The organism is Desulforamulus aeronauticus DSM 10349, assembly GCF_900142375.1.
Lineage (GTDB): Bacteria > Bacillota > Desulfotomaculia > Desulfotomaculales > Desulfotomaculaceae > Desulfotomaculum > Desulfotomaculum aeronauticum.
Genome location: NZ_FRAR01000012.1, coordinates 96,741 through 114,343 on the forward strand (window position 1 = coordinate 96,741; position 17,603 = coordinate 114,343).

The following is a 17,603-nucleotide window of genomic DNA, read 5'->3' on the forward strand; positions in this document are numbered from 1 at the left end:
GGGTCTAAGAGGACCGTTGGTGGATGTTGAGAGGTGATATTTAATGAAGCTATTCGTTGCGATATTAGATGAAATAGATTATCTGGAAGCCTTAGCTATGCAGGAGCAGCTGCTGCAGTTACGCCAGCAAAATAAAGTACCGGATATCATGCTCCTGCTGCAGCATCCACCAACAGTAACCCTAGGGACCAGGGAGAATCGTTACAATATCATCGCTCCCGAAGGGGAGCTTGAAAAACTTGGGGTTAACATCTATAAAATAAATCGGGGCGGTGATGTTACCTATCACGGCCCCGGCCAAATTGTTGGTTACCCCATTCTCAACCTGAACGGCTATGGTAAAAGTGTGCGGCTTTATGTGGACAAATTAGAAGAGGTCTTTCTTAGATTGCTAAGGGATGAATATGGTATATCAGCTGGCCGGGATAGTCAATACACTGGCGTCTGGGTGGGCGATGAAAAAATCACGGCCATCGGTTGTTCGGTCAAACGCTGGGTGACCATGCATGGCTTTGCCTTTAATGTGAATACCGATTTGAATCACTTTACATGGATTAATCCCTGTGGCATTACCGATAAGGGTGTCACTTCGCTGCAAAAAATCCTCGGGCAGCCCCAGGACATTGATAAAGTTAACGGACAGATAATTTCCCATTTTAGCCGGGCTTTCAACTGCGAACCAGAGCTTATCAACCGGCAAAGATTACAAGATATTCTAGGGGGGCAAGCACATGAATAAGCGGAAACCCGACTGGCTAAGGGTGAAATTACAGGGGGCAGAAAAAACTCATGAAGTGAAAGAGATGCTAAATCGGTTATCTCTACATACCGTCTGCCAGGAAGCCAATTGTCCCAACCTAATTGAATGCTTTGGTCGTAAAACTGCTACCTTTATGATTTTAGGTAGCGTTTGTACCCGCAATTGTACCTTCTGTAATGTAACCAAGGGAATCACCCAAGGGGTTGACCCGGAGGAACCAGCCAATGTGGCCAAAGCGGTTACGGAGCTGGGCCTCAAGCATGCCGTTATTACTTCGGTAACCAGGGATGATCTACCGGACGGTGGAGCCGGGCACTTTGCCGAAGTTATTAAGAAATTAAAGGCCACCAAAGTAATTGTGGAAGTACTGATCCCCGATTTGCAGGGCAGCCGGGAAGCCCTGGCCACCATAGTAAGCGCCAGACCCCATATTCTCAATCACAACATTGAAACAGTACCTCGCCTCTATCCCACCGTCCGTCCCAAGGCCAGCTATGCCCGTTCTCTAGAGTTACTGAAAAACTCCAAAGAACTGGATGCCAGTGTATTTACTAAATCCGGTATTATGGTGGGCTTAGGGGAGCAAGAAGAAGAGGTCATCAGTGTAATGAAAGATTTGCGGGCTGTTGACTGTGACTTACTGACCATTGGACAATACCTAGCCCCCTCAGCTAAGCATCATCCGGTGATCGAATATATCCACCCGGACTTGTTTAAGAAATACAAAGACATTGCCTATGAAATGGGTTTCAAGTATGTAGCCTCGGACCCACTGGTCAGAAGTTCTTATCACGCAGCGGATGTAGCTCAAATATTTACATCGTAACGTTAAAAGGCCTAGAGACGGTTTTACCGTATCGGGCCTTTCCCTTTTGGTTAGGATAAAGAATTTGTTGTAGGAGTACAAAGTTCCAGTTGTTTGTCTTTGTAGCAACAGTTGGATATAATGATAAAAAAGTGTTGCACAAACAATTGGTGGGAGGCGTGTTAATGACAGAAAAGGAGGCCTTGCTTTCAACATCACCTTGGGTAAAAGCGCATTTCTTACAATCTGAGCATTTAAATGCTGATGATATTGCCTTGATCAATCGGCTTGGTGATAAGAAACATTACCCGAAGGGCTCTGTAATCATTGACATAGGTAGCCGTGGTGATTACATGTATTTCGTGTTGAAGGGGACTGTTCGTATTTCTCTCCTGAGTGCTGACGGGGTGGAAAAGCCTGTTAGTTATGTTACGCAAGGTTGTTTTCTGGGTGAGGAGTCTTTTTTTCATGGGCAGCCAACCATCTATAATGCCTTAGCGGTTGAAGCAGTTGAGGCCCTTAGTTTGGACCGGAAGTATCTAAAAGAGATTATTTCTCGGCCGGGTTTAGCGCATATTTTACTAAACTCAGTAAGCTTTAAATCCCGTGTTTTGGCACACCAAATTGAGGATTTAGCTTTCCGCAGCACCATAGAAAAGGTTTCCCGCATCCTTTATTGTATTTTAGCGGAAACACCGGAGGGTAAAGAAAAACATCATACTATTCATATCAGCCAACAGGAATTAGCGGCCCTTGCCGGTGCGCACCGCGTTTCTATAACGAACGCCATTTCCCAGCTCAAAAAGGATGAAGTTATCAAGACAGCTAAGGACGGTTCCATTGTTGTGATCGATTGGGATAAACTTAAGGAGAAGGGCTTTGGCATATAATGTCTAGTATACTGAGTGCTGTGATTGTGTTGTGATTGTCAAGGAGTGTCAAGAGAACCGTCCCCTCGACACCACCTTGACACCGACACCCGAGAGGCCAGCCATTAGTAGGCGAAGTACGCTACCCGCGTGGAGGCTTTGACCAGACTGAGCCTTGTTCAATACTCATCAATTTGCAGCAAATTCGATGTTGTATTTTACAGCAAGCCGAACTATACTAAGGAATGAAAGGGGGCTGTTTTTAATGCCGAACATCAAGCCGATCTCCGATTTGCGCAATTACAGTGATGTGCTGCGTGATGTGGCAGTGGGTGCGCCCGTGTTCCTCACCAAAAACGGGCGGGGCCGATATGCCATTGTGGATATACAGGACTATGAAAATACACAAGCTACTTTAAAGCTCTTGGGGGAGCTTGCCAAGGGCAAGAAATCCGGGGAGGAGAAGGGGTGGCTTTCGCTGGATGATGTAAAGACCCATTTCCGGGAGAAACAGCATGAATAAGCTGCACTATTCCCCGGAAGCCCTGCGCGATCTGAACGAAATTTGGGAGTATATCTTTGGCGAGCTGGAAAATCCCACCGCCGCTGAAAATACGGTTAATACCATTCTGGAGGCTATCGATAAACTGCAAGACTTTTCCGGGGTGGGGTCACTGCTGTCCTCTGTTGTAGAGTTGGAAAGCGATTACCGCTTTTTGGTCTGCGGCAATTATCTTGCGTTTTATCGCGTGGTGGGCAGCAATGTTTACATTGACCGTGTCCTGTACGGCCGGCGCGACTATCTGCGCATCCTGTTCGATAAAAGCATGGAATAAACAGTGCAATCATCGCACGGGTTTAATACTGTATTCATCAAGGGATCCGTTGATTGGATGACTTTAAAGTGGTATGATCTAAAAAAGAGAAGTACGTTAGCAAAGGTGCTGAAGAAATTTTCAGGACCTTTTATTTTTAAGATTGTTGAGGAGAGCGTATGGCTATACAAATTAAAAGATTGCCATTTATTGGTGCTAGAATACTTAAGACGGGGTTGGCAGTTGCTCTGGCTATTTATATATGTACGCTGCTTAAGCTGGAACCCAATGTTTTTGCCGGTGTAAGTGCAGTCATGAATATACAGCCTTCCATATATCGTTCTTTCAGAAATGCAGCGGAGCAGATTCTAATACATGTAATCTCTGTTTTCATTGCGGTCCTGTGTGGTTATTTGTTTGGTAGTAGTCCTATTATTATCGGACTGGCCACCATTTTGATTATTACCACCAATGTAAAATTAAAACTGCTGCAGGGAGTGGCTATGGGAGTTGTGGCTGGGATATTTGTACTGGATGCGCCACAACAGGATTTTTTAAACCATGCCCTTACTCGTTCCTATGTTATATTTGTTGGACTAGGAGCGGCTCTAACCGTGAACAATCTGTTATCTCAGCCCCGTTATAACGATAGCTTCTTGTCCTCCTTAAAGACATTTGGTGAACAATCAGCAAGCTTCTTTGAACAAATGGTGAGAGATTTTATTACGCTGCAGCCGATGAATAGCAATGATTACGAAAGCAGAAAAGATGACATCAAAAATTTGCTAAGAAGCACAAGAAACCTCTTTGAACTGCACAAAGAGCAAAACCGCTATTTAAGCATGGTTTCATCGGAAGTTCAGGAGCGCTGGGAAAAATACCTTGATTTCAATGTTAAATTGTTCTACAAAAGCCAGGAAATTTATAGTGCTACACAGCAACGTCTGCGGTGGAGAAGTGAGCGGGGAAATCCACCTATCTCGAAAGAATTTAACCATGTGTTGGAGATGTTGGAGAGAGGTATTAATTCCTTTAAGTCCCTCAACATTAAACTGAACCGACATATTTTTGAAGAACAGGAATTGAGACTGGAGCCAGTTAGTGAACATTTTTGGGAAGAGCTTAGTATATTTATCGATAAGTGGAACTCAAAATTGACCGGAGCAGCCTTTTTACACGCATTCATGTTTGTGTCTGTGGTGGCCAATGATATTAAGTGGGCTACCAGAAGCATTAAGGAATTTTCGTTGCAAGAAAGATCTATCAGTGGAAAGAAATATACTGAAAATTAGGAATAACATTCGTGTACTGTATTCATTACCGTAATCTATTGAAATTGATTGAATCGGATGCTATAATCAGTTCAACTTTAGAGATACATTGATGTATCAAGTCAAATGGGCGAAGGCGCCGGTGATTACACCGGCGTTTTGTGTTTGTACACTACCTCCCTATAATACAATGTTGTTTAGTGGCGTTGAGGCTGTTGGAACCTACGGGATTCCACAGCCTTTTCTTTTTTTCAATCAAACATAGGAGGAATGAACATGAGACAAATTGCGATTTATGGCAAAGGCGGTATTGGTAAATCTACCACCACACAAAACACGGTGGCAGCTTTGGCGGAAGCCGGCAAAAAAATTATGGTGGTAGGCTGTGATCCTAAGGCGGATTCCACCCGCTTACTGTTACACGGCCTCAACCAAAAGACAGTACTGGACACCCTGCGAGATGAGGGAGAAGATATCGACCTGGAAGATATCTTGCTTGAGGGTTTTGGTGGCACCCTATGTGTGGAGTCTGGCGGGCCGGAGCCTGGTGTGGGCTGTGCCGGACGGGGCATTATTACTTCCATTAATATGCTGGAGTCCCTGGGAGCCTATACGCCCGACCTGGACTATGTATTCTATGATGTTCTGGGTGATGTTGTTTGCGGTGGTTTTGCCATGCCGATCCGGGAAGGAAAAGCCCAGGAAATTTATATCGTGGCCTCCGGTGAAATGATGGCACTTTATGCTGCCAACAACATTTCCAAGGGAATTCAGAAGTATGCTCAATCCGGTGGTGTTCGCATGGGTGGCATCATTTGTAACAGTCGTAAGGTTGATAATGAATTAGAATTGCTGACTGCCTTTGCCAAGGAACTTGGTTCACAGCTAATCCACTTTGTACCCAGAGACAACATGGTACAAAGGGCAGAAATCAACAAGAAGACCGTCATCGATTTTGATCCCGGCCAAGACCAGGCCAACGAGTATCGTACGCTGGCCGGAAATATTGATGGCAATGACATGTTTGTTATCCCCAAACCCATGACCCAGGATCGTTTGGAAGAACTGCTAATGACTCACGGCATTCTGGATTAAAAATATACAAGGAGTGAAAGCCATGTTTATGATTAGAGCCATTGTAAGACCCGAAAAAAGCAATCTAATTCTGCTTGAGTTAAACAGTGCCGGTTTTCCGGCGGTCACCAAAATGGATGTAGTGGGTCGCGGAAAACAAAGGGGTGTTAAGGTAGGGGAAGTGGTTTATGACGAAATCCCCAAGGAATTGCTGCTGCTGGTAGTACAGGAAGAAAAGGATAAGGATGATGTCATCAGCATTATTGCCAAATATGCCAAGACAGGTGCCAAGGGAGCCTTTGGAGATGGCAAAATCTTTGTTACGCCTGTGGAGGAAGCCTACACCATCAGCAGTGGCAGCAAGGGCTTATAGGGGGGGAGTCATATGAAAGAAATACTAGCGGTCATCCGCATGAATAAGGTAAATGCCACCAAGAAAGCCCTGGCCGACATGGGTATCTGCGGCTTACATGCCGTGAAGGTTATGGGACGAGGCAAAATACAGGTGGATTTTTCTATCCTGCAGGAACTGGGTGCCAGGGAAGAGATTGGTGGGCTATTGGCCGAGGGGTTGTCCGAAGGAGCCCGGCTAATTCCCAAACGAATGCTGACCATTCTGGTGCAGGATGGAGAGGTTTCCAAGGTTGTGGATACCCTGATAAAAGTAAATAAGGAAGGCAATAAAGGAGACGGTAAAATTTTTGTAACACCAGTTCTAGATGCATTACGAATTAGAACCGGAGAGCAGGGAGAAGCCGCCATCTAAGAAGCTTAAAGGAGGTGCAGTAGATGGCCATTAACGAGAAAAAATTAGAAGAACTGCTTAATCAGTATCCCACCAAGGTCAAAAGAAATCGTAAGAAACACCTGATTATTAAGGATTCCAGCCTGGCCCACCAGGAGATCGAAGCCAATACCAGGACCATTCCGGGAATTATTACCAACCGTGGCTGTGCCTTCGCGGGCTGCAAGGGGGTTGTGCTGGGACCATTAAAGGATATGGTTCATATTGTACACGGCCCCATCGGCTGTGCCTATTATACCTGGGGAACCAGACGCAACAAGGCCAAATCCGACGATCCTACGAAAAACTTTATCAACTATTGTGTATCTTCGGATATGCAGGAAAGCGACATTGTATTCGGCGGGGAAAAGAAACTGGCTCGCCTGATTGATGAAGTGATGGATATTTTTCAACCCAATGCCATTACCATTTCCGCCACCTGCCCGGTGGGACTCATTGGGGACGATTTACAGGCGGTAGCCAAGGCTGCCCAGGAAAAACACGGTGTGGAGATCATGGCCTTTAACTGTGAAGGTTATAAAGGGGTCAGCCAATCCGCTGGCCACCATATTGCCAATAATATTCTGATGGAACGGGTCATCGGCCAAGGGGATTGGGAAGAAGCGCCGGGCAAATATCCCATTAATATTCTGGGGGAATACAACATTGGCGGTGATAGCTGGGAAGTGGAAAGAATCTTGGAAGAAATAGGTTACACAGTGGTATCTGTTATGACCGGGGATGGTTCCTACGAAGAATTAAAAAATGCTCATGTGGCAGAACTAAACCTGGTGCAGTGCCACCGGTCCATTAACTATATAGCTGAGATGCTGGAAACTAAATACGGTACCCCCTGGTTAAAGGTGAACTTCATCGGCGTTCAATCTACCATAGAAACCTTACGCAATATGGCCCTGTATTTTAACGACCCAGCCTTAACTCAGAAAACTGAAGAAGTCATTGCCAAGGAGCTGGCCCGGACTGAACCGATCATTGAGCAATACAAGAAAATTTGCGAGGGTAAAACTGCCTTCTGTTTTGTGGGCGGTTCTCGGGGCCACCATTATCAGGGTTTATTTGCTGAGTTGGGGATCGAGACGGTGCTGGCAGGTTATGAGTTTGCCCACCGGGACGATTACGAAGGACGGGACATTATTCCAGAGATCAAGCTGGATGCCGACACTAAAAACATTCCGGAAATACACGTAAGCCCGGATGAGAGAAGATTCCGTCTGAAACTATCTCCGGAACGCTTGGCAGAAATGAAGAAAAAAATTCCTCTTAGTAACTATCAAGGTATGAATATCGAGATGAAGGATGGCACCATCATCGTGGATGATCTTAATCACTTTGAAACCGAAGAGTTTATAAAACTTTTGCAACCGGATATTTTCTCCTCGGGTATCAAGGACAAATATGTGGTGCAGAAGATGGGTATTCCCTCTAAACAATTACATTCCTATGATTACAGTGGTCCCTATGCCGGTTTTAATGGTGCCGTTAAGTTTGCTGAAGATATCGCCATGTCTTTTGCTACACCCACTTGGAATTTTATTACACCACCCTGGAAAAATAAGCCTTTGCTTGAGGGCACCATTGTGGAAGGAGGTTGTTCGGTATGTTAAATTGCACACCAAAGGAATTAAAAGAACGCACCGGGGGAGTCATCAATCCTGCCAAAACCTGTCAACCCCTGGGTGCCATGTATGCAGCTCTCGGCATCCACGGGTGCCTGCCCCATAGCCACGGTTCTCAAGGCTGTTGTTCCTACCACCGAATGCATTTAACCAGACACTTCCGGGAGCCGATTATGGCTTCCACCAGTTCCTTTACCGAGGGAGCCTCGGTTTTTGGGGGCGGGGCCAATCTAAAAACAGCCATCAAAAATGTGTTTACCATCTATAACCCGGAGATAATGGCGGTGCATACCACCTGCTTATCCGAGACCATTGGTGATGATTTACCCACCATTATTCGGACGGCGGAGATTCCTGAGGGCAAAGTGGTCATTCATGCCAACACCCCTAGTTATCAGGGTTCCCATATAACGGGCTTTTCCAATATGACCAAGGGGATGGTTAATTACCTGGCTGAAGCCACCACTGAGACCAAAAAGGAGCAAGTGAATATTATTCCTGGTTTTGTCAATCCGGGGGATATGAGGGAAATAAAGCGTATCCTAAAAATCATGGGTATTAAAACAATACTGTTTCCAGATACCTCCGGGGTGGTGGATTCTCCCATGACCGGGGAGTACGCCATGTACCCCCGGGGAGGTACCCAGCTCAAAGATTTGGTGGATACCGGCAACTCTAAATTAACAGTGGCTTTGGGCAGCTATGCCTCCGCCGATGCAGCCAATCAGTTGGAACGAAAATGTCAGGTACCCGCAGTGGTGTTGAGAACCCCCATTGGTGTTAAAGCAACGGATCAATTGTTAATGACTTTGATAAATAAATTTACTGTAGATATTCCCGTTGAACTGGAAGAAGAACGGGGCCAACTGGTAGATATCATGACCGACACCCATTTCCATTTCCACGGTAAAAAAGTGGCCATCTTCGGCGATCCTGATATCATGCTGGCCATGACGGAATTTGTCCTTAGTTTAGGCATGAAGCCTATTCATGTGTTAACGGGGACACCCGGTTCCGGCGGTGCCCTGGGTACCGCGTTGGGTAACTTTGAAAAGGAGATCCAGGAATTACTGCAGGAAGCCGGCGTGCCAGGGAAAGTTAAGGCAGGCGGCGATCTCTTTGACCTGCACCAATGGATTAAAAATGAACCAGTAGATCTTTTAATCGGCAATACCTATGGCAAATATATTGCCCGGGCAGAGGATATTCCCTTTGTACGACTGGGTTTCCCTATCTTGGATCGAAGTGTCCATTCCTATTTGCCAGTGGTAAGCTACAAAGGTGCCATGCGTCTGATCGAAATGATCAGCAATGCCTTGTTAGATAGAGCCGATCGAGATGCCAAGGATGAGGATTTTGAATTGGTTATGTAACTTGGTAATGAGTTGAGAAAGGAGTGATGGATGTGCAGAAGTCAGTATTACAGGACACAGTTTTTCATGAGAGAGAAGACTCCATTATCACCAAGGGGAAGCAGAAAAAGCAGCTTACATGCGATACAGCGAGTGTAGCAGGTTGTGTCAGCCAGCGGGCCTGTGTTTACTGTGGGGCTAGGGTAGTCTTAAACCCGGTCACCGATGCCATCCATCTGGTACATGGTCCCATTGGTTGTGCCAGCTATACCTGGGATATCCGGGGAAGTCTCAGCAGTGGGTCGGAGTTGTATCGCAACAGTTTCTCCACCGATCTTAAGGAAAAGGATGTTATTTTTGGCGGTGAGAAAAAATTAGCCCGGGCCATTGATGAACTGGTGGCAGAGTATCCTACCAAGGTGGTGTTTGTTTATGCCACCTGTATTGTAGGTGTAATTGGGGATGATTTGGAGGCGGTCTGTAAGGCCGCCTCGGCGAAACACCAAATAGAGGTTATCCCCGTACAGTCCAGTGGTTTTGCAGGCAATAAAGCAGCCGGTTATCGGGCCGCCTGCGATGCGTTGCTCCGTTTGATAAAACCCAGCCAAAAGAAAAATAAACCCAAGGCCAGTACCGTTAATTATTTGGGAGATTTCAACCTAGCCGGTGAAGTGTGGATTATCAAAGACTATCTAAAACAGATCGGCATCGAACTGAATGTAGCCTTTACTGGTGATTCCCATTATGAAGCTCTCAAAAATGCCACTACGGCCTCCCTCAATATCATCCAGTGTGCTGGTTCTATGATTTACCTGGCCCAGAGAATGGAGGAACTGTACGCAATTCCTTATATGAACATTTCTTTTTTGGGGTTGGAAGACACCGCTGCATCCTTGAGGCGGATTGTTGACTCTTTCGGAGACCCGGAAATGAAGCTTTGCTTGGAGGAATTGTTAGTTAGGGAAACGTCCAAGGTAAAGCCTACTCTGGATTGGTACCGCGAGCGGTTGCAGGGCAAAAAAGCAGCCATTTATGTAGGTGGCGGATTTAAAGCCATTTCACTCATTAAACAGTTCCGGGAAATTGGTATTGATGTGGTGATGATCGGCACCCAAACCGGTCGTCAGGAAGAATACCAAACGATCAATGAACTGGTGGATGAGGGGACAGTTATACTAGATGACGCCAACCCTTCAGAACTAGAGAAATTCATGGTCGAGAAGGGAGCCCACCTACTGGTGGGTGGGGTTAAGGAAAGGCCGCTGGCCTATAAGTTAGGCATAGCCTTTATTGATCATAATCATGATCGAAAGCACCCTTTAAGTGGTTTTGTGGGGGCGGTAAACCTGGCCAAGGAGGTAGCCACCACCCTTTGTTCACCGGTTTGGCAATATGTATAAGGAGGGACGCGGTGTGAGCAGAAAAGCTACCAATTTTCGGGATGTCAATGAGAATCCCTGCAATATGTGTATGCCAATGGGAGGGATCTTGGCTCTTAAAGGGCTGGAAAATTCGATGGTGATCTTACATGGTTCCCAGGGTTGTGCCACCTATATGCGCCGACACATAGCTGAACATTTTAATGAACCCATTGATGTAGCCTCTTCTTCACTCAATGAAAAGGGGACCGTATACGGAGGAGAAAAGAATTTAAAACAAGGCTTAGACAATATGATCAAGGCTTACCGTCCTGGAGTAATTGGTATCCTTACCACCTGTCTGGCAGACACGATTGGTGAAGACATTGATAGAATTAGCCAAGACTACCTGGTAGAAAGGGGCTACACCGATTTGCCTGTGGTTACCGTTAATAGTCCCGGTTATGGGGGTACCCATGCAGAAGGCTACTGGTTGACCCTGCGTAGGATTGTCGAGAAACTAGCCCGGAAAACCGAGCCTCACACTGGTATCAACATTTTTGTACCCAATATTAGCCCAGCGGATATTCGAGAAATCAAACGATGGCTAGAACTGATGCAGGTTTCCTACACCCTGCTGCCGGATTTCTCCGATACCTTGGATCGCCCCTATCAAAGGCCCTATCGAAAGATGCCAGAAGGTGGCACCCCATTGGCAGATATTGCAGCTATGGGTGGTGCTGCAGCCACCCTCCAATTGGGGGTGACATTAGAGGACAGTATGTCACCGGGAAGATTTTTAGAGACTGAGTTTGGCGTACCCCTCTATAATCTGCCCCTACCCATGGGAGTAACCAATACCGATTTGTTTTTTAATCAGCTAACTGAAATAACAGGTAAAAAGTTGCCCGCCGAACTTCAGCAGGAGCGGGGGAGATTACTGGATTGTATGATTGATTCCCACAAATATAATGGTGCCGGCCGTAGTGTCATCTTCGGTGAGCCGGAAAATATTTATGCAGTAACCAGAACCTGCTTGGAGAATGGCATTTACCCGGTGGTGATTGCCACGGGCAGTAAAAATCCTCAACTGGTTACGTTATTGGAGGATTTATTGACTCACTCGCCGGTACGGTGTACGGTGCTGACTGAAGCCGATTTTGCTACCATTCGGGTCTTAAGCAGAGGAAAGGCCAATCTCGCCATTGGTTCTTCCGATGGCAGATACCTCTCCGAAAGGGAGGACATTCCCCTAGTACGCTATGGCTTTCCCATCCACGACCGGACCGGGGGGCAGCGATTACTCTCGGTGGGCTATCGGGGTACCACCTATTTTCTCGATCAGCTAACCAACACCCTACTGGAAAACAAACATAAACATTATCGGAAGTCCATTTATCAAGCATTTTACCTAGGGATAAACAAAACTCTGGATTCCGCAGAAAGTGGTGGTGAGCAGCATGTCTTGTAGGAGGATTGATGATTGGCAACAAACCAACAGGCATCCCTGTTATTCCGAGGCAGCCCACCACAAGTATGCCCGTATGCATTTGCCGGTGGCGCCTCACTGCAATATAGGCTGTAACTACTGCAACCGCAAGTATGATTGTGTCAATGAAAGTAGACCCGGTGTTACCAGCCAGGTCTTAACACCCTTGTCGGCGGAACAAAAGTTCATTGTGGTTAAGGAAAAAATACCCAATCTAAGTGTGGTGGGGATTGCCGGCCCAGGGGATGCCCTGGCCAATTGGGAAAGCACCCGGGAAGCCGTTAAACGGATCAAACAAGCCAACCGAGAAATGATTTTTTGCCTGTCCACCAATGGTTTGATGCTGCCCCATTATGCACCAGAGATTGTTGAACTGGGTATCAAGCATGTAACGGTGACCTTAAACACCTTGCAGCCTGAAACGGGCGCTAAAATTTACCGTTTTGTTAACTATGAAGGTAGAAACTATCAGGGGACCGAGGGAGCTGGTATTTTATTGCAAAATCAGCTAACGGGTATCCAATATCTGGCGGGCCAGGGAATCTTAGTGAAAGTCAACATTGTCATGATAAAGGACATTAATGATCATGAGATTCCAGAGATTGTGAAAAAAGTTAAGCAGTTAGGGGCTTTTATGACCAACATTATGCCCCTTATTCCAACGGCGGGCAGTGCCTTTGCCCATCTTCCCGCCACCAGCATGCAGGAGCTCAATCAAATGAGGGAACTGTGCCAGCTTGATTTGCAGCAAATGCGACACTGCCAGCAGTGTCGGGCCGATGCCATCGGTCTACTGGGCGAAGACCGATCACAGGAATTCTACATCGCAGAGGGTTAGATTTGACTCAAAGGAGTGCTTTCATTGAATAAACCTAAAACGCATATTTTTGTCTGCACAAGTTCCCGGGTAAATGGTCAGTCCAAAGGGTTCTGCCACAGTAAAGAAGCCGGAAATATAGTGGAAAATTTTTTAGAGGAAATTAGGGAGCGAGACCTCGGAGCGGAAGTATTTGTTTCCAATACCGGTTGCTTTAGCCTTTGTGAGAAAGGTCCCATTGTCGTAGTCTATCCCGACAATGTTTGGTATGGTGGAGTTAGACCGGAGGACGTAGAAAAAATTATGGATGAGCACATCGAAGGTGGAAAGGTTATTAAAAGCTTGGAGCTATAAACAGTAAGCAACTCCTACCTCGAGGGGGGATTTTATGTCCAAGGAAATAGCAGTATTTGTAGGTGCTAATGGTCAGACGGTGGATCTTTACCAACAGGGCAAAGTAATCATTTATCAAAGAAACCAGGGCAATTGGCAGGTAGCCAGAGAAAGAGAATTTTTCCTGGGAGAACATTTTCATATGGGGATTTTACGGGAAAGAATGATGGAGCTAGTAGAGTTTCTGGGTACTTGTGAAATTTTTGTGGGTCTTACAGTAACTGGGATTCCCTATTTTTATCTGGAGAAATCTGGCTGTAGTATTTGGGAGTTTGAGGGTCAACCGGCAAATTTCCTAGATTATATAGTTGGTAAGGAGGAAGCAGAGCAAAGGCAAAATGGTACTCAGGAAAATATCAGCCTGCCCACCCCGATGGAGGTCTCCAGCGGCTGTTACCGAATCTCCATTAAAGAGATTCAAGAAAAGAACATGGGTGTTACTTCCAAGCAGGCCCTATTGCCCTTTATTAGACAAGGGACGTATTATTCCCTAGAAATCCACTGTAATCACATCCCTCCCTGGCTGGAAAATGAGATTCTGTTGAACCAACTGGAAAGCAGGACAGAAGTTATTAGCCGAAATGAGGTAAATTTGGTGATCATGAAAAAAGAATGTAACTCATGACAGTTCATTTTATAGATACCACCCTAAGAGACGGGGAACAGTCACCCGGGGTAGCCTTTACGGTGGCAGAAAAAGTTCATATTGCTTGTTTACTTGATAAAGTAGGGGTTTATGAGATTGAGGCGGGAATTCCCGTCATGGGTAAATTGGAAATGGATGCTATTTATCAGATTTTATCAAAGAATCTAAGGGCCAGGGTGACCACCTGGAACCGGGCTACTCTAAATGATGTAAAGGCGTCGCTGAAATGTGGTGCTCGGAACCTGCATATTTCCTCCCCTGTTTCGGATATTCACATTAAATATAAATTAAATCGCAGCCGGGAATGGGTACTGGACAATTTGCGAAGAACTGTCCACTATGCCAGAGCATCTGGCTGCACAGTATCCATTGGTGCGGAGGATGCTTCCAGAGCGGATATGCAGTTTCTTATTTTATTTGCCAAGCTGGCCAAAGAAGAAGGGGCCAACCGTTTACGTTTTGCCGATACACTGGGTGTATTGGACCCCTTTACCACCAGGGAAAAAGTAGCCGAAATTATTCAGAAGACCGGGATAGAAGTAGAAATGCATGCTCATAACGACTTTGGTATGGCTACGGCCAATGCTTTAGCAGCTCAATTGGGCGGAGCTAACTATCTTAGTACCACAATTTTGGGACTGGGAGAAAGGGCGGGTAATACATCTTTCGAAGAAATAGTAAAGGTGTTGCATTATAAGGGATTCAAAATAAATGCTAACAAACAAATCCTACAAGAGTTAAGCCGCTATGTTGCCTTGGCAGCCAAGCGGGAGTGCCTTTTAAAAAGAATAACTCCTTAGCAGAAAAAATCTAATCTGCTAAGGAGTTATTTTTTTGCTGACAGGGCTCTTTCACAATTTCCCATAATTGATTCATATTTTTACCACAGTTTCCTTGTACAATCTCAATATGAAAAAATATGGATGAGGTGAGACGGTTTGAAGGTTAAAAGAATGATGGTGGCTTTACTGCTTGTTGTCATGTCGCTAACAGTTATCGGTTGTAGCGGTAGTGGTGGTACAGAAGCCGCCCCAAAGGAAGCGCAAGAAGCCAAAGAAACTTCGAACGAGAGTCAAAAGATTACCATACCGGAAGAAAAGCCTGCCTTTATTGGCAAAGTAAAAGAAATTGTTGGTAATGAAGTAACTGTCTATAAAGCAGAAGTGAATCAAAACCAGGGGCCCTCTCAAGAAAATCAGGCAAGAGAGGTACAACCCCAGGAAAGACCAGCAAAAGATTCCTCGGCAGACCAGGCTCAAACTCCAACCCCAACCCAGGGTGACCAGGGGGCAAGACCGGGTAACGGGGGCTTTAGAATGAATTTTACTGAAGAAACTGAGACCTTTATGATACCCGTTGGAGTGCCCATCGTAACCATGCAAGGGGGCAGGGGTTCACAGGAAGCAACCGTGGTGCAACTAACACAGATCAAAAAAGATACGGTGTTACGAATTTGGAAAACAGATGATGAGGTTTCCTTTGTTCAGGTTACAGGTGGTAGTAGTCAGAGAAGCAATAGGGAAACTACCGGGAATAACCGGGCTGGTAATGGTCCACAGGGAGGTATGGGCGGCCCACCGCCGGGAATGTAACATGGTAGAACAAAAAAAATGTGTCATTGACGCTGCTAACCTGGTAAAGATCTATCAAAATGGTTCCGAAGAGCTCAAGGTCTTGGATGATGTCAGCATCCAAGTCTATGATGGTGACTTTATGGCGGTCCTCGGGCCTTCGGGTTCGGGCAAATCAACACTGATGAATATACTGGGGTGTTTGGATATTCCTACCGCCGGAGAGTATTATTTAGATGGGCTAAATGTCTTAACCGCTACAGAGAATGAATTGGCTGAAATTCGAAACAGAAAAATTGGTTTTATCTTTCAAAAGTTTAACTTATTACCTAGGCTGACAGCACTGCAAAATGTTATGCTGCCCTTGCTTTACCGGGGCATGGACGAGGGAGAGGCAGGGGAGTTAGCCAGGGGAAAATTGACTTTATTGGGTTTAGGAGAAAGGCTAGGCCATCGTCCTAATGAACTCTCCGGTGGCCAGCAGCAAAGGGTAGCCATAGCCAGGGCCATTGTGGGAAATCCAGAGCTATTATTGGCCGATGAACCCACAGGAAATTTGGATAGTAAGTCCAGTGAGGATGCCATGCGAATTTTTCGGGAGCTTAATGAACAAGGAAACACGATTGTCATTATTACCCACGATGTCGAGGTGGCAGATCAAGTCAAAAAGCTAGTCTATATACGGGATGGTAAGTTATATGAAAATAATTAGTGCACAGAGTTTAAAAGGACTGACCAATCTTAAAACGAAAAAATCTCTTTGGCTTGCTCTGGTAGTGGCCCTTGCTTTAATGGGTGGAGTTGGTTACTGGTACCAAAAACAAAGCAGCAATCAGGGTACTCAGGTGCAAATTCAACAAGCCCAAGTGCAAAGGGGTGACATCCTGGTGGGTCTGGACTCCGATGGTACCATTGATTTTTCTAAAGTTAGCCTCCGATTTCATGTCCGAGGGAGCATTGCGGAAATCTTGGTGGACGAAGGGGAGCAGGTGAATAAAGGAGATATTATCGCCAGATTAGACGATAAAAACTATCAGGATCAGTATCAATTAGCGGTAGCTAAATTGCAGGAAGCCCAGGAGCAAGAGACTACCAGCTTGCTAGATAATGAACTAACGATAAAAAAGGCAGATGCTGACTTAGAGAAGCTGCGGGATGAATATAAAGAAATGGAAGCTATTCCCGAGGCCTATTCAGCTAACGAGCTAAAGTTAAAAAAATTAGAGTTGGCCAACAAAGAAACAGAATTCAAAAATTTACAGCAGAAATATGAATTGCAAAAGGCGCGGGGTTTAGACCAGAACGAATTGCAAGTAAACATGGCGAAGGAAGATTTAGAAGATACCATTTTATATGCTCCTATTTCCGGTGTTGTTTTAGATTTTGCTAAAAAGGTTGGGGAAAGTCTCACCGACGAGGAAGACTTTGCCACCATCCATGAAGACAATACCATCAAAGCCATCACCAATGTAATTGAGTACGATATTGGTCAAATCAAAGTGGGACAAAAGGTCTATGTGACGGTGGAAGCTATTCCGGATAAAAAGTTTACCGGTGAAGTGACCAAAATAAATGCATTACCTACTCAGGGTTCCAATGGTTTGGTCAATTACTCAGTAGAAATTACCATCAAAGACCTTGGGTCAGAGCTAAAGGATGGTATGACCTGTGCAGTCTCCTTTGTTATTAAGGAAGTAAAGGATTGTTTAATGGTACCCTATCAGGCGGTCAAAATGGTGCAGGGTAAGCAGGTGGTTACGGTACTGGATGAAAAGGGACAACAGGCGGAAAAACAAATTAAGACCGGCTTTACCGACGGTACCAATGTAGAGGTAGTAGAAGGTCTCAGAGGAAATGAGACGGTGGTTTACCAACGAGCTAGCACGGCTAAGACCACGAGTACCAGGTCTGCTACTACACCCCAGGCCAATTCTAACCAAATGATTTTCAGAAGCAGGTGAT

Annotated in this window: 20 protein-coding genes; all 20 read left to right on the forward strand. The window is 45.6% G+C overall.

Going from position 1 to position 17,603, the window contains the following annotated elements:
• Window positions 1–43 precede the first annotated feature (43 nt).
• Window positions 44–739, forward strand: a complete 696-nt coding sequence (lipB, locus tag BUA78_RS08235; RefSeq protein ID WP_072913077.1) for a lipoyl(octanoyl) transferase LipB — start codon at window positions 44–46, stop codon at window positions 737–739.
• Window positions 732–1,586: a lipoyl synthase gene (lipA, locus tag BUA78_RS08240; RefSeq protein ID WP_072913079.1), complete on the forward strand. Its 855-nt coding sequence runs from the start codon at window positions 732–734 to the stop codon at window positions 1,584–1,586. Before lipB ends, lipA begins: the two co-directional genes overlap by 8 nt.
• A 164-nt stretch (window positions 1,587–1,750) precedes the next feature.
• Complete coding sequence (locus tag BUA78_RS08245) at window positions 1,751–2,455, forward strand: Crp/Fnr family transcriptional regulator (RefSeq protein ID WP_072913081.1); 705 nt, start codon at window positions 1,751–1,753, stop codon at window positions 2,453–2,455.
• Window positions 2,456–2,699: 244 nt separating this feature from the next.
• Window positions 2,700–2,957 carry a type II toxin-antitoxin system prevent-host-death family antitoxin gene (locus BUA78_RS08250; RefSeq protein ID WP_072913083.1) on the forward strand — a complete coding sequence of 86 codons (258 nt, stop codon included), beginning with the start codon at window positions 2,700–2,702 and terminating at the stop codon, window positions 2,955–2,957.
• Window positions 2,950–3,270: a type II toxin-antitoxin system RelE/ParE family toxin gene (locus BUA78_RS08255; protein WP_072913085.1), complete on the forward strand. Its 321-nt coding sequence runs from the start codon at window positions 2,950–2,952 to the stop codon at window positions 3,268–3,270. Before BUA78_RS08250 ends, BUA78_RS08255 begins: the two co-directional genes overlap by 8 nt.
• A gap of 158 nt (window positions 3,271–3,428) precedes the next feature.
• Window positions 3,429–4,541 (forward strand): FUSC family protein, encoded by a 1,113-nt coding sequence (locus BUA78_RS08260; RefSeq protein ID WP_072913087.1) that lies wholly within the window; start codon window positions 3,429–3,431, stop codon window positions 4,539–4,541.
• A gap of 255 nt (window positions 4,542–4,796) precedes the next feature.
• The gene (nifH, locus tag BUA78_RS08265) at window positions 4,797–5,615 is read left to right on the forward strand and encodes a nitrogenase iron protein (RefSeq protein WP_072913089.1); all 819 of its coding nucleotides are present in this window, start codon (window positions 4,797–4,799) and stop codon (window positions 5,613–5,615) included.
• Window positions 5,616–5,637: 22 nt separating this feature from the next.
• Entirely contained in the window at window positions 5,638–5,967 is a 330-nt protein-coding gene (locus tag BUA78_RS08270) for a P-II family nitrogen regulator (RefSeq protein WP_072913091.1), read from the forward strand.
• 12 nt (window positions 5,968–5,979) lie between these two features.
• Window positions 5,980–6,360 (forward strand): P-II family nitrogen regulator, encoded by a 381-nt coding sequence (locus BUA78_RS08275; protein WP_072913093.1) that lies wholly within the window; start codon window positions 5,980–5,982, stop codon window positions 6,358–6,360.
• Between the two features lie 23 nt (window positions 6,361–6,383).
• Complete coding sequence (nifD, locus tag BUA78_RS08280; protein ID WP_072913095.1) at window positions 6,384–8,003, forward strand: nitrogenase molybdenum-iron protein alpha chain; 1,620 nt, start codon at window positions 6,384–6,386, stop codon at window positions 8,001–8,003.
• The gene (gene nifK, locus BUA78_RS08285; protein WP_072913097.1) at window positions 7,997–9,388 is read left to right on the forward strand and encodes a nitrogenase molybdenum-iron protein subunit beta; all 1,392 of its coding nucleotides are present in this window, start codon (window positions 7,997–7,999) and stop codon (window positions 9,386–9,388) included. Before nifD ends, nifK begins: the two co-directional genes overlap by 7 nt.
• Window positions 9,389–9,414: 26 nt before the next feature.
• Window positions 9,415–10,767 (forward strand): nitrogenase iron-molybdenum cofactor biosynthesis protein NifE, encoded by a 1,353-nt coding sequence (nifE, locus tag BUA78_RS08290; RefSeq protein WP_072913100.1) that lies wholly within the window; start codon window positions 9,415–9,417, stop codon window positions 10,765–10,767.
• Complete coding sequence (locus BUA78_RS08295) at window positions 10,760–12,196, forward strand: nitrogenase component 1 (RefSeq protein WP_072913103.1); 1,437 nt, start codon at window positions 10,760–10,762, stop codon at window positions 12,194–12,196. The genes nifE and BUA78_RS08295 overlap by 8 nt, the downstream gene beginning before the upstream one ends.
• Complete coding sequence (gene nifB / locus BUA78_RS08300; RefSeq protein ID WP_084082350.1) at window positions 12,186–13,052, forward strand: nitrogenase cofactor biosynthesis protein NifB; 867 nt, start codon at window positions 12,186–12,188, stop codon at window positions 13,050–13,052. Before BUA78_RS08295 ends, nifB begins: the two co-directional genes overlap by 11 nt.
• A gap of 24 nt (window positions 13,053–13,076) precedes the next feature.
• Entirely contained in the window at window positions 13,077–13,385 is a 309-nt protein-coding gene (locus BUA78_RS08305; RefSeq protein ID WP_072913105.1) for a 2Fe-2S ferredoxin, read from the forward strand.
• 34 nt (window positions 13,386–13,419) lie between these two features.
• On the forward strand, window positions 13,420–14,049 hold the full coding sequence (locus BUA78_RS08310; protein ID WP_072913108.1) for a Fe-only nitrogenase accessory AnfO family protein: 630 nt from the start codon (window positions 13,420–13,422) through the stop codon (window positions 14,047–14,049).
• The gene (locus BUA78_RS08315; protein WP_072913110.1) at window positions 14,046–14,870 is read left to right on the forward strand and encodes a beta/alpha barrel domain-containing protein; all 825 of its coding nucleotides are present in this window, start codon (window positions 14,046–14,048) and stop codon (window positions 14,868–14,870) included. The genes BUA78_RS08310 and BUA78_RS08315 overlap by 4 nt, the downstream gene beginning before the upstream one ends.
• A 138-nt stretch (window positions 14,871–15,008) precedes the next feature.
• Complete coding sequence (locus BUA78_RS08320; protein ID WP_072913112.1) at window positions 15,009–15,662, forward strand: hypothetical protein; 654 nt, start codon at window positions 15,009–15,011, stop codon at window positions 15,660–15,662.
• A 1-nt stretch (window position 15,663) separates the two neighbouring features.
• A complete protein-coding gene (locus BUA78_RS08325; RefSeq protein ID WP_072913114.1) occupies window positions 15,664–16,353 on the forward strand; it encodes an ABC transporter ATP-binding protein in 690 nt (229 codons plus the stop codon).
• Window positions 16,340–17,602, forward strand: coding sequence for an efflux RND transporter periplasmic adaptor subunit (locus BUA78_RS08330; protein ID WP_072913116.1), 1,263 nt, complete (start codon window positions 16,340–16,342; stop codon window positions 17,600–17,602). Before BUA78_RS08325 ends, BUA78_RS08330 begins: the two co-directional genes overlap by 14 nt.
• Window position 17,603 lies beyond the last annotated feature (1 nt).

What these genes read in the sequence shown, in the direction of transcription:
- nifE (WP_072913100.1), top strand. Translation starts at nt 9,415, where the DNA reads ATGGATGTGCAGAAGTCAGTATTACAGGACACAGTTTTTCATGAGAGA.
- nifK (WP_072913097.1), top strand. Translation starts at nt 7,997, where the DNA reads ATGTTAAATTGCACACCAAAGGAATTAAAAGAACGCACCGGGGGAGTC.
- BUA78_RS08255 (WP_072913085.1), top strand. Translation starts at nt 2,950, where the DNA reads ATGAATAAGCTGCACTATTCCCCGGAAGCCCTGCGCGATCTGAACGAA.
- BUA78_RS08310 (WP_072913108.1), top strand. Translation starts at nt 13,420, where the DNA reads ATGTCCAAGGAAATAGCAGTATTTGTAGGTGCTAATGGTCAGACGGTG.
- BUA78_RS08330 (WP_072913116.1), top strand. Translation starts at nt 16,340, where the DNA reads ATGAAAATAATTAGTGCACAGAGTTTAAAAGGACTGACCAATCTTAAA.
- nifH (WP_072913089.1), top strand. Translation starts at nt 4,797, where the DNA reads ATGAGACAAATTGCGATTTATGGCAAAGGCGGTATTGGTAAATCTACC.
- nifB (WP_084082350.1), top strand. Translation starts at nt 12,186, where the DNA reads ATGTCTTGTAGGAGGATTGATGATTGGCAACAAACCAACAGGCATCCC.
- BUA78_RS08295 (WP_072913103.1), top strand. Translation starts at nt 10,760, where the DNA reads ATGTATAAGGAGGGACGCGGTGTGAGCAGAAAAGCTACCAATTTTCGG.
- BUA78_RS08250 (WP_072913083.1), top strand. Translation starts at nt 2,700, where the DNA reads ATGCCGAACATCAAGCCGATCTCCGATTTGCGCAATTACAGTGATGTG.
- BUA78_RS08260 (WP_072913087.1), top strand. Translation starts at nt 3,429, where the DNA reads ATGGCTATACAAATTAAAAGATTGCCATTTATTGGTGCTAGAATACTT.
- lipB (WP_072913077.1), top strand. Translation starts at nt 44, where the DNA reads ATGAAGCTATTCGTTGCGATATTAGATGAAATAGATTATCTGGAAGCC.
- BUA78_RS08275 (WP_072913093.1), top strand. Translation starts at nt 5,980, where the DNA reads ATGAAAGAAATACTAGCGGTCATCCGCATGAATAAGGTAAATGCCACC.
- BUA78_RS08315 (WP_072913110.1), top strand. Translation starts at nt 14,046, where the DNA reads ATGACAGTTCATTTTATAGATACCACCCTAAGAGACGGGGAACAGTCA.
- BUA78_RS08325 (WP_072913114.1), top strand. Translation starts at nt 15,664, where the DNA reads ATGGTAGAACAAAAAAAATGTGTCATTGACGCTGCTAACCTGGTAAAG.
- nifD (WP_072913095.1), top strand. Translation starts at nt 6,384, where the DNA reads ATGGCCATTAACGAGAAAAAATTAGAAGAACTGCTTAATCAGTATCCC.
- BUA78_RS08245 (WP_072913081.1), top strand. Translation starts at nt 1,751, where the DNA reads ATGACAGAAAAGGAGGCCTTGCTTTCAACATCACCTTGGGTAAAAGCG.
- BUA78_RS08270 (WP_072913091.1), top strand. Translation starts at nt 5,638, where the DNA reads ATGTTTATGATTAGAGCCATTGTAAGACCCGAAAAAAGCAATCTAATT.
- lipA (WP_072913079.1), top strand. Translation starts at nt 732, where the DNA reads ATGAATAAGCGGAAACCCGACTGGCTAAGGGTGAAATTACAGGGGGCA.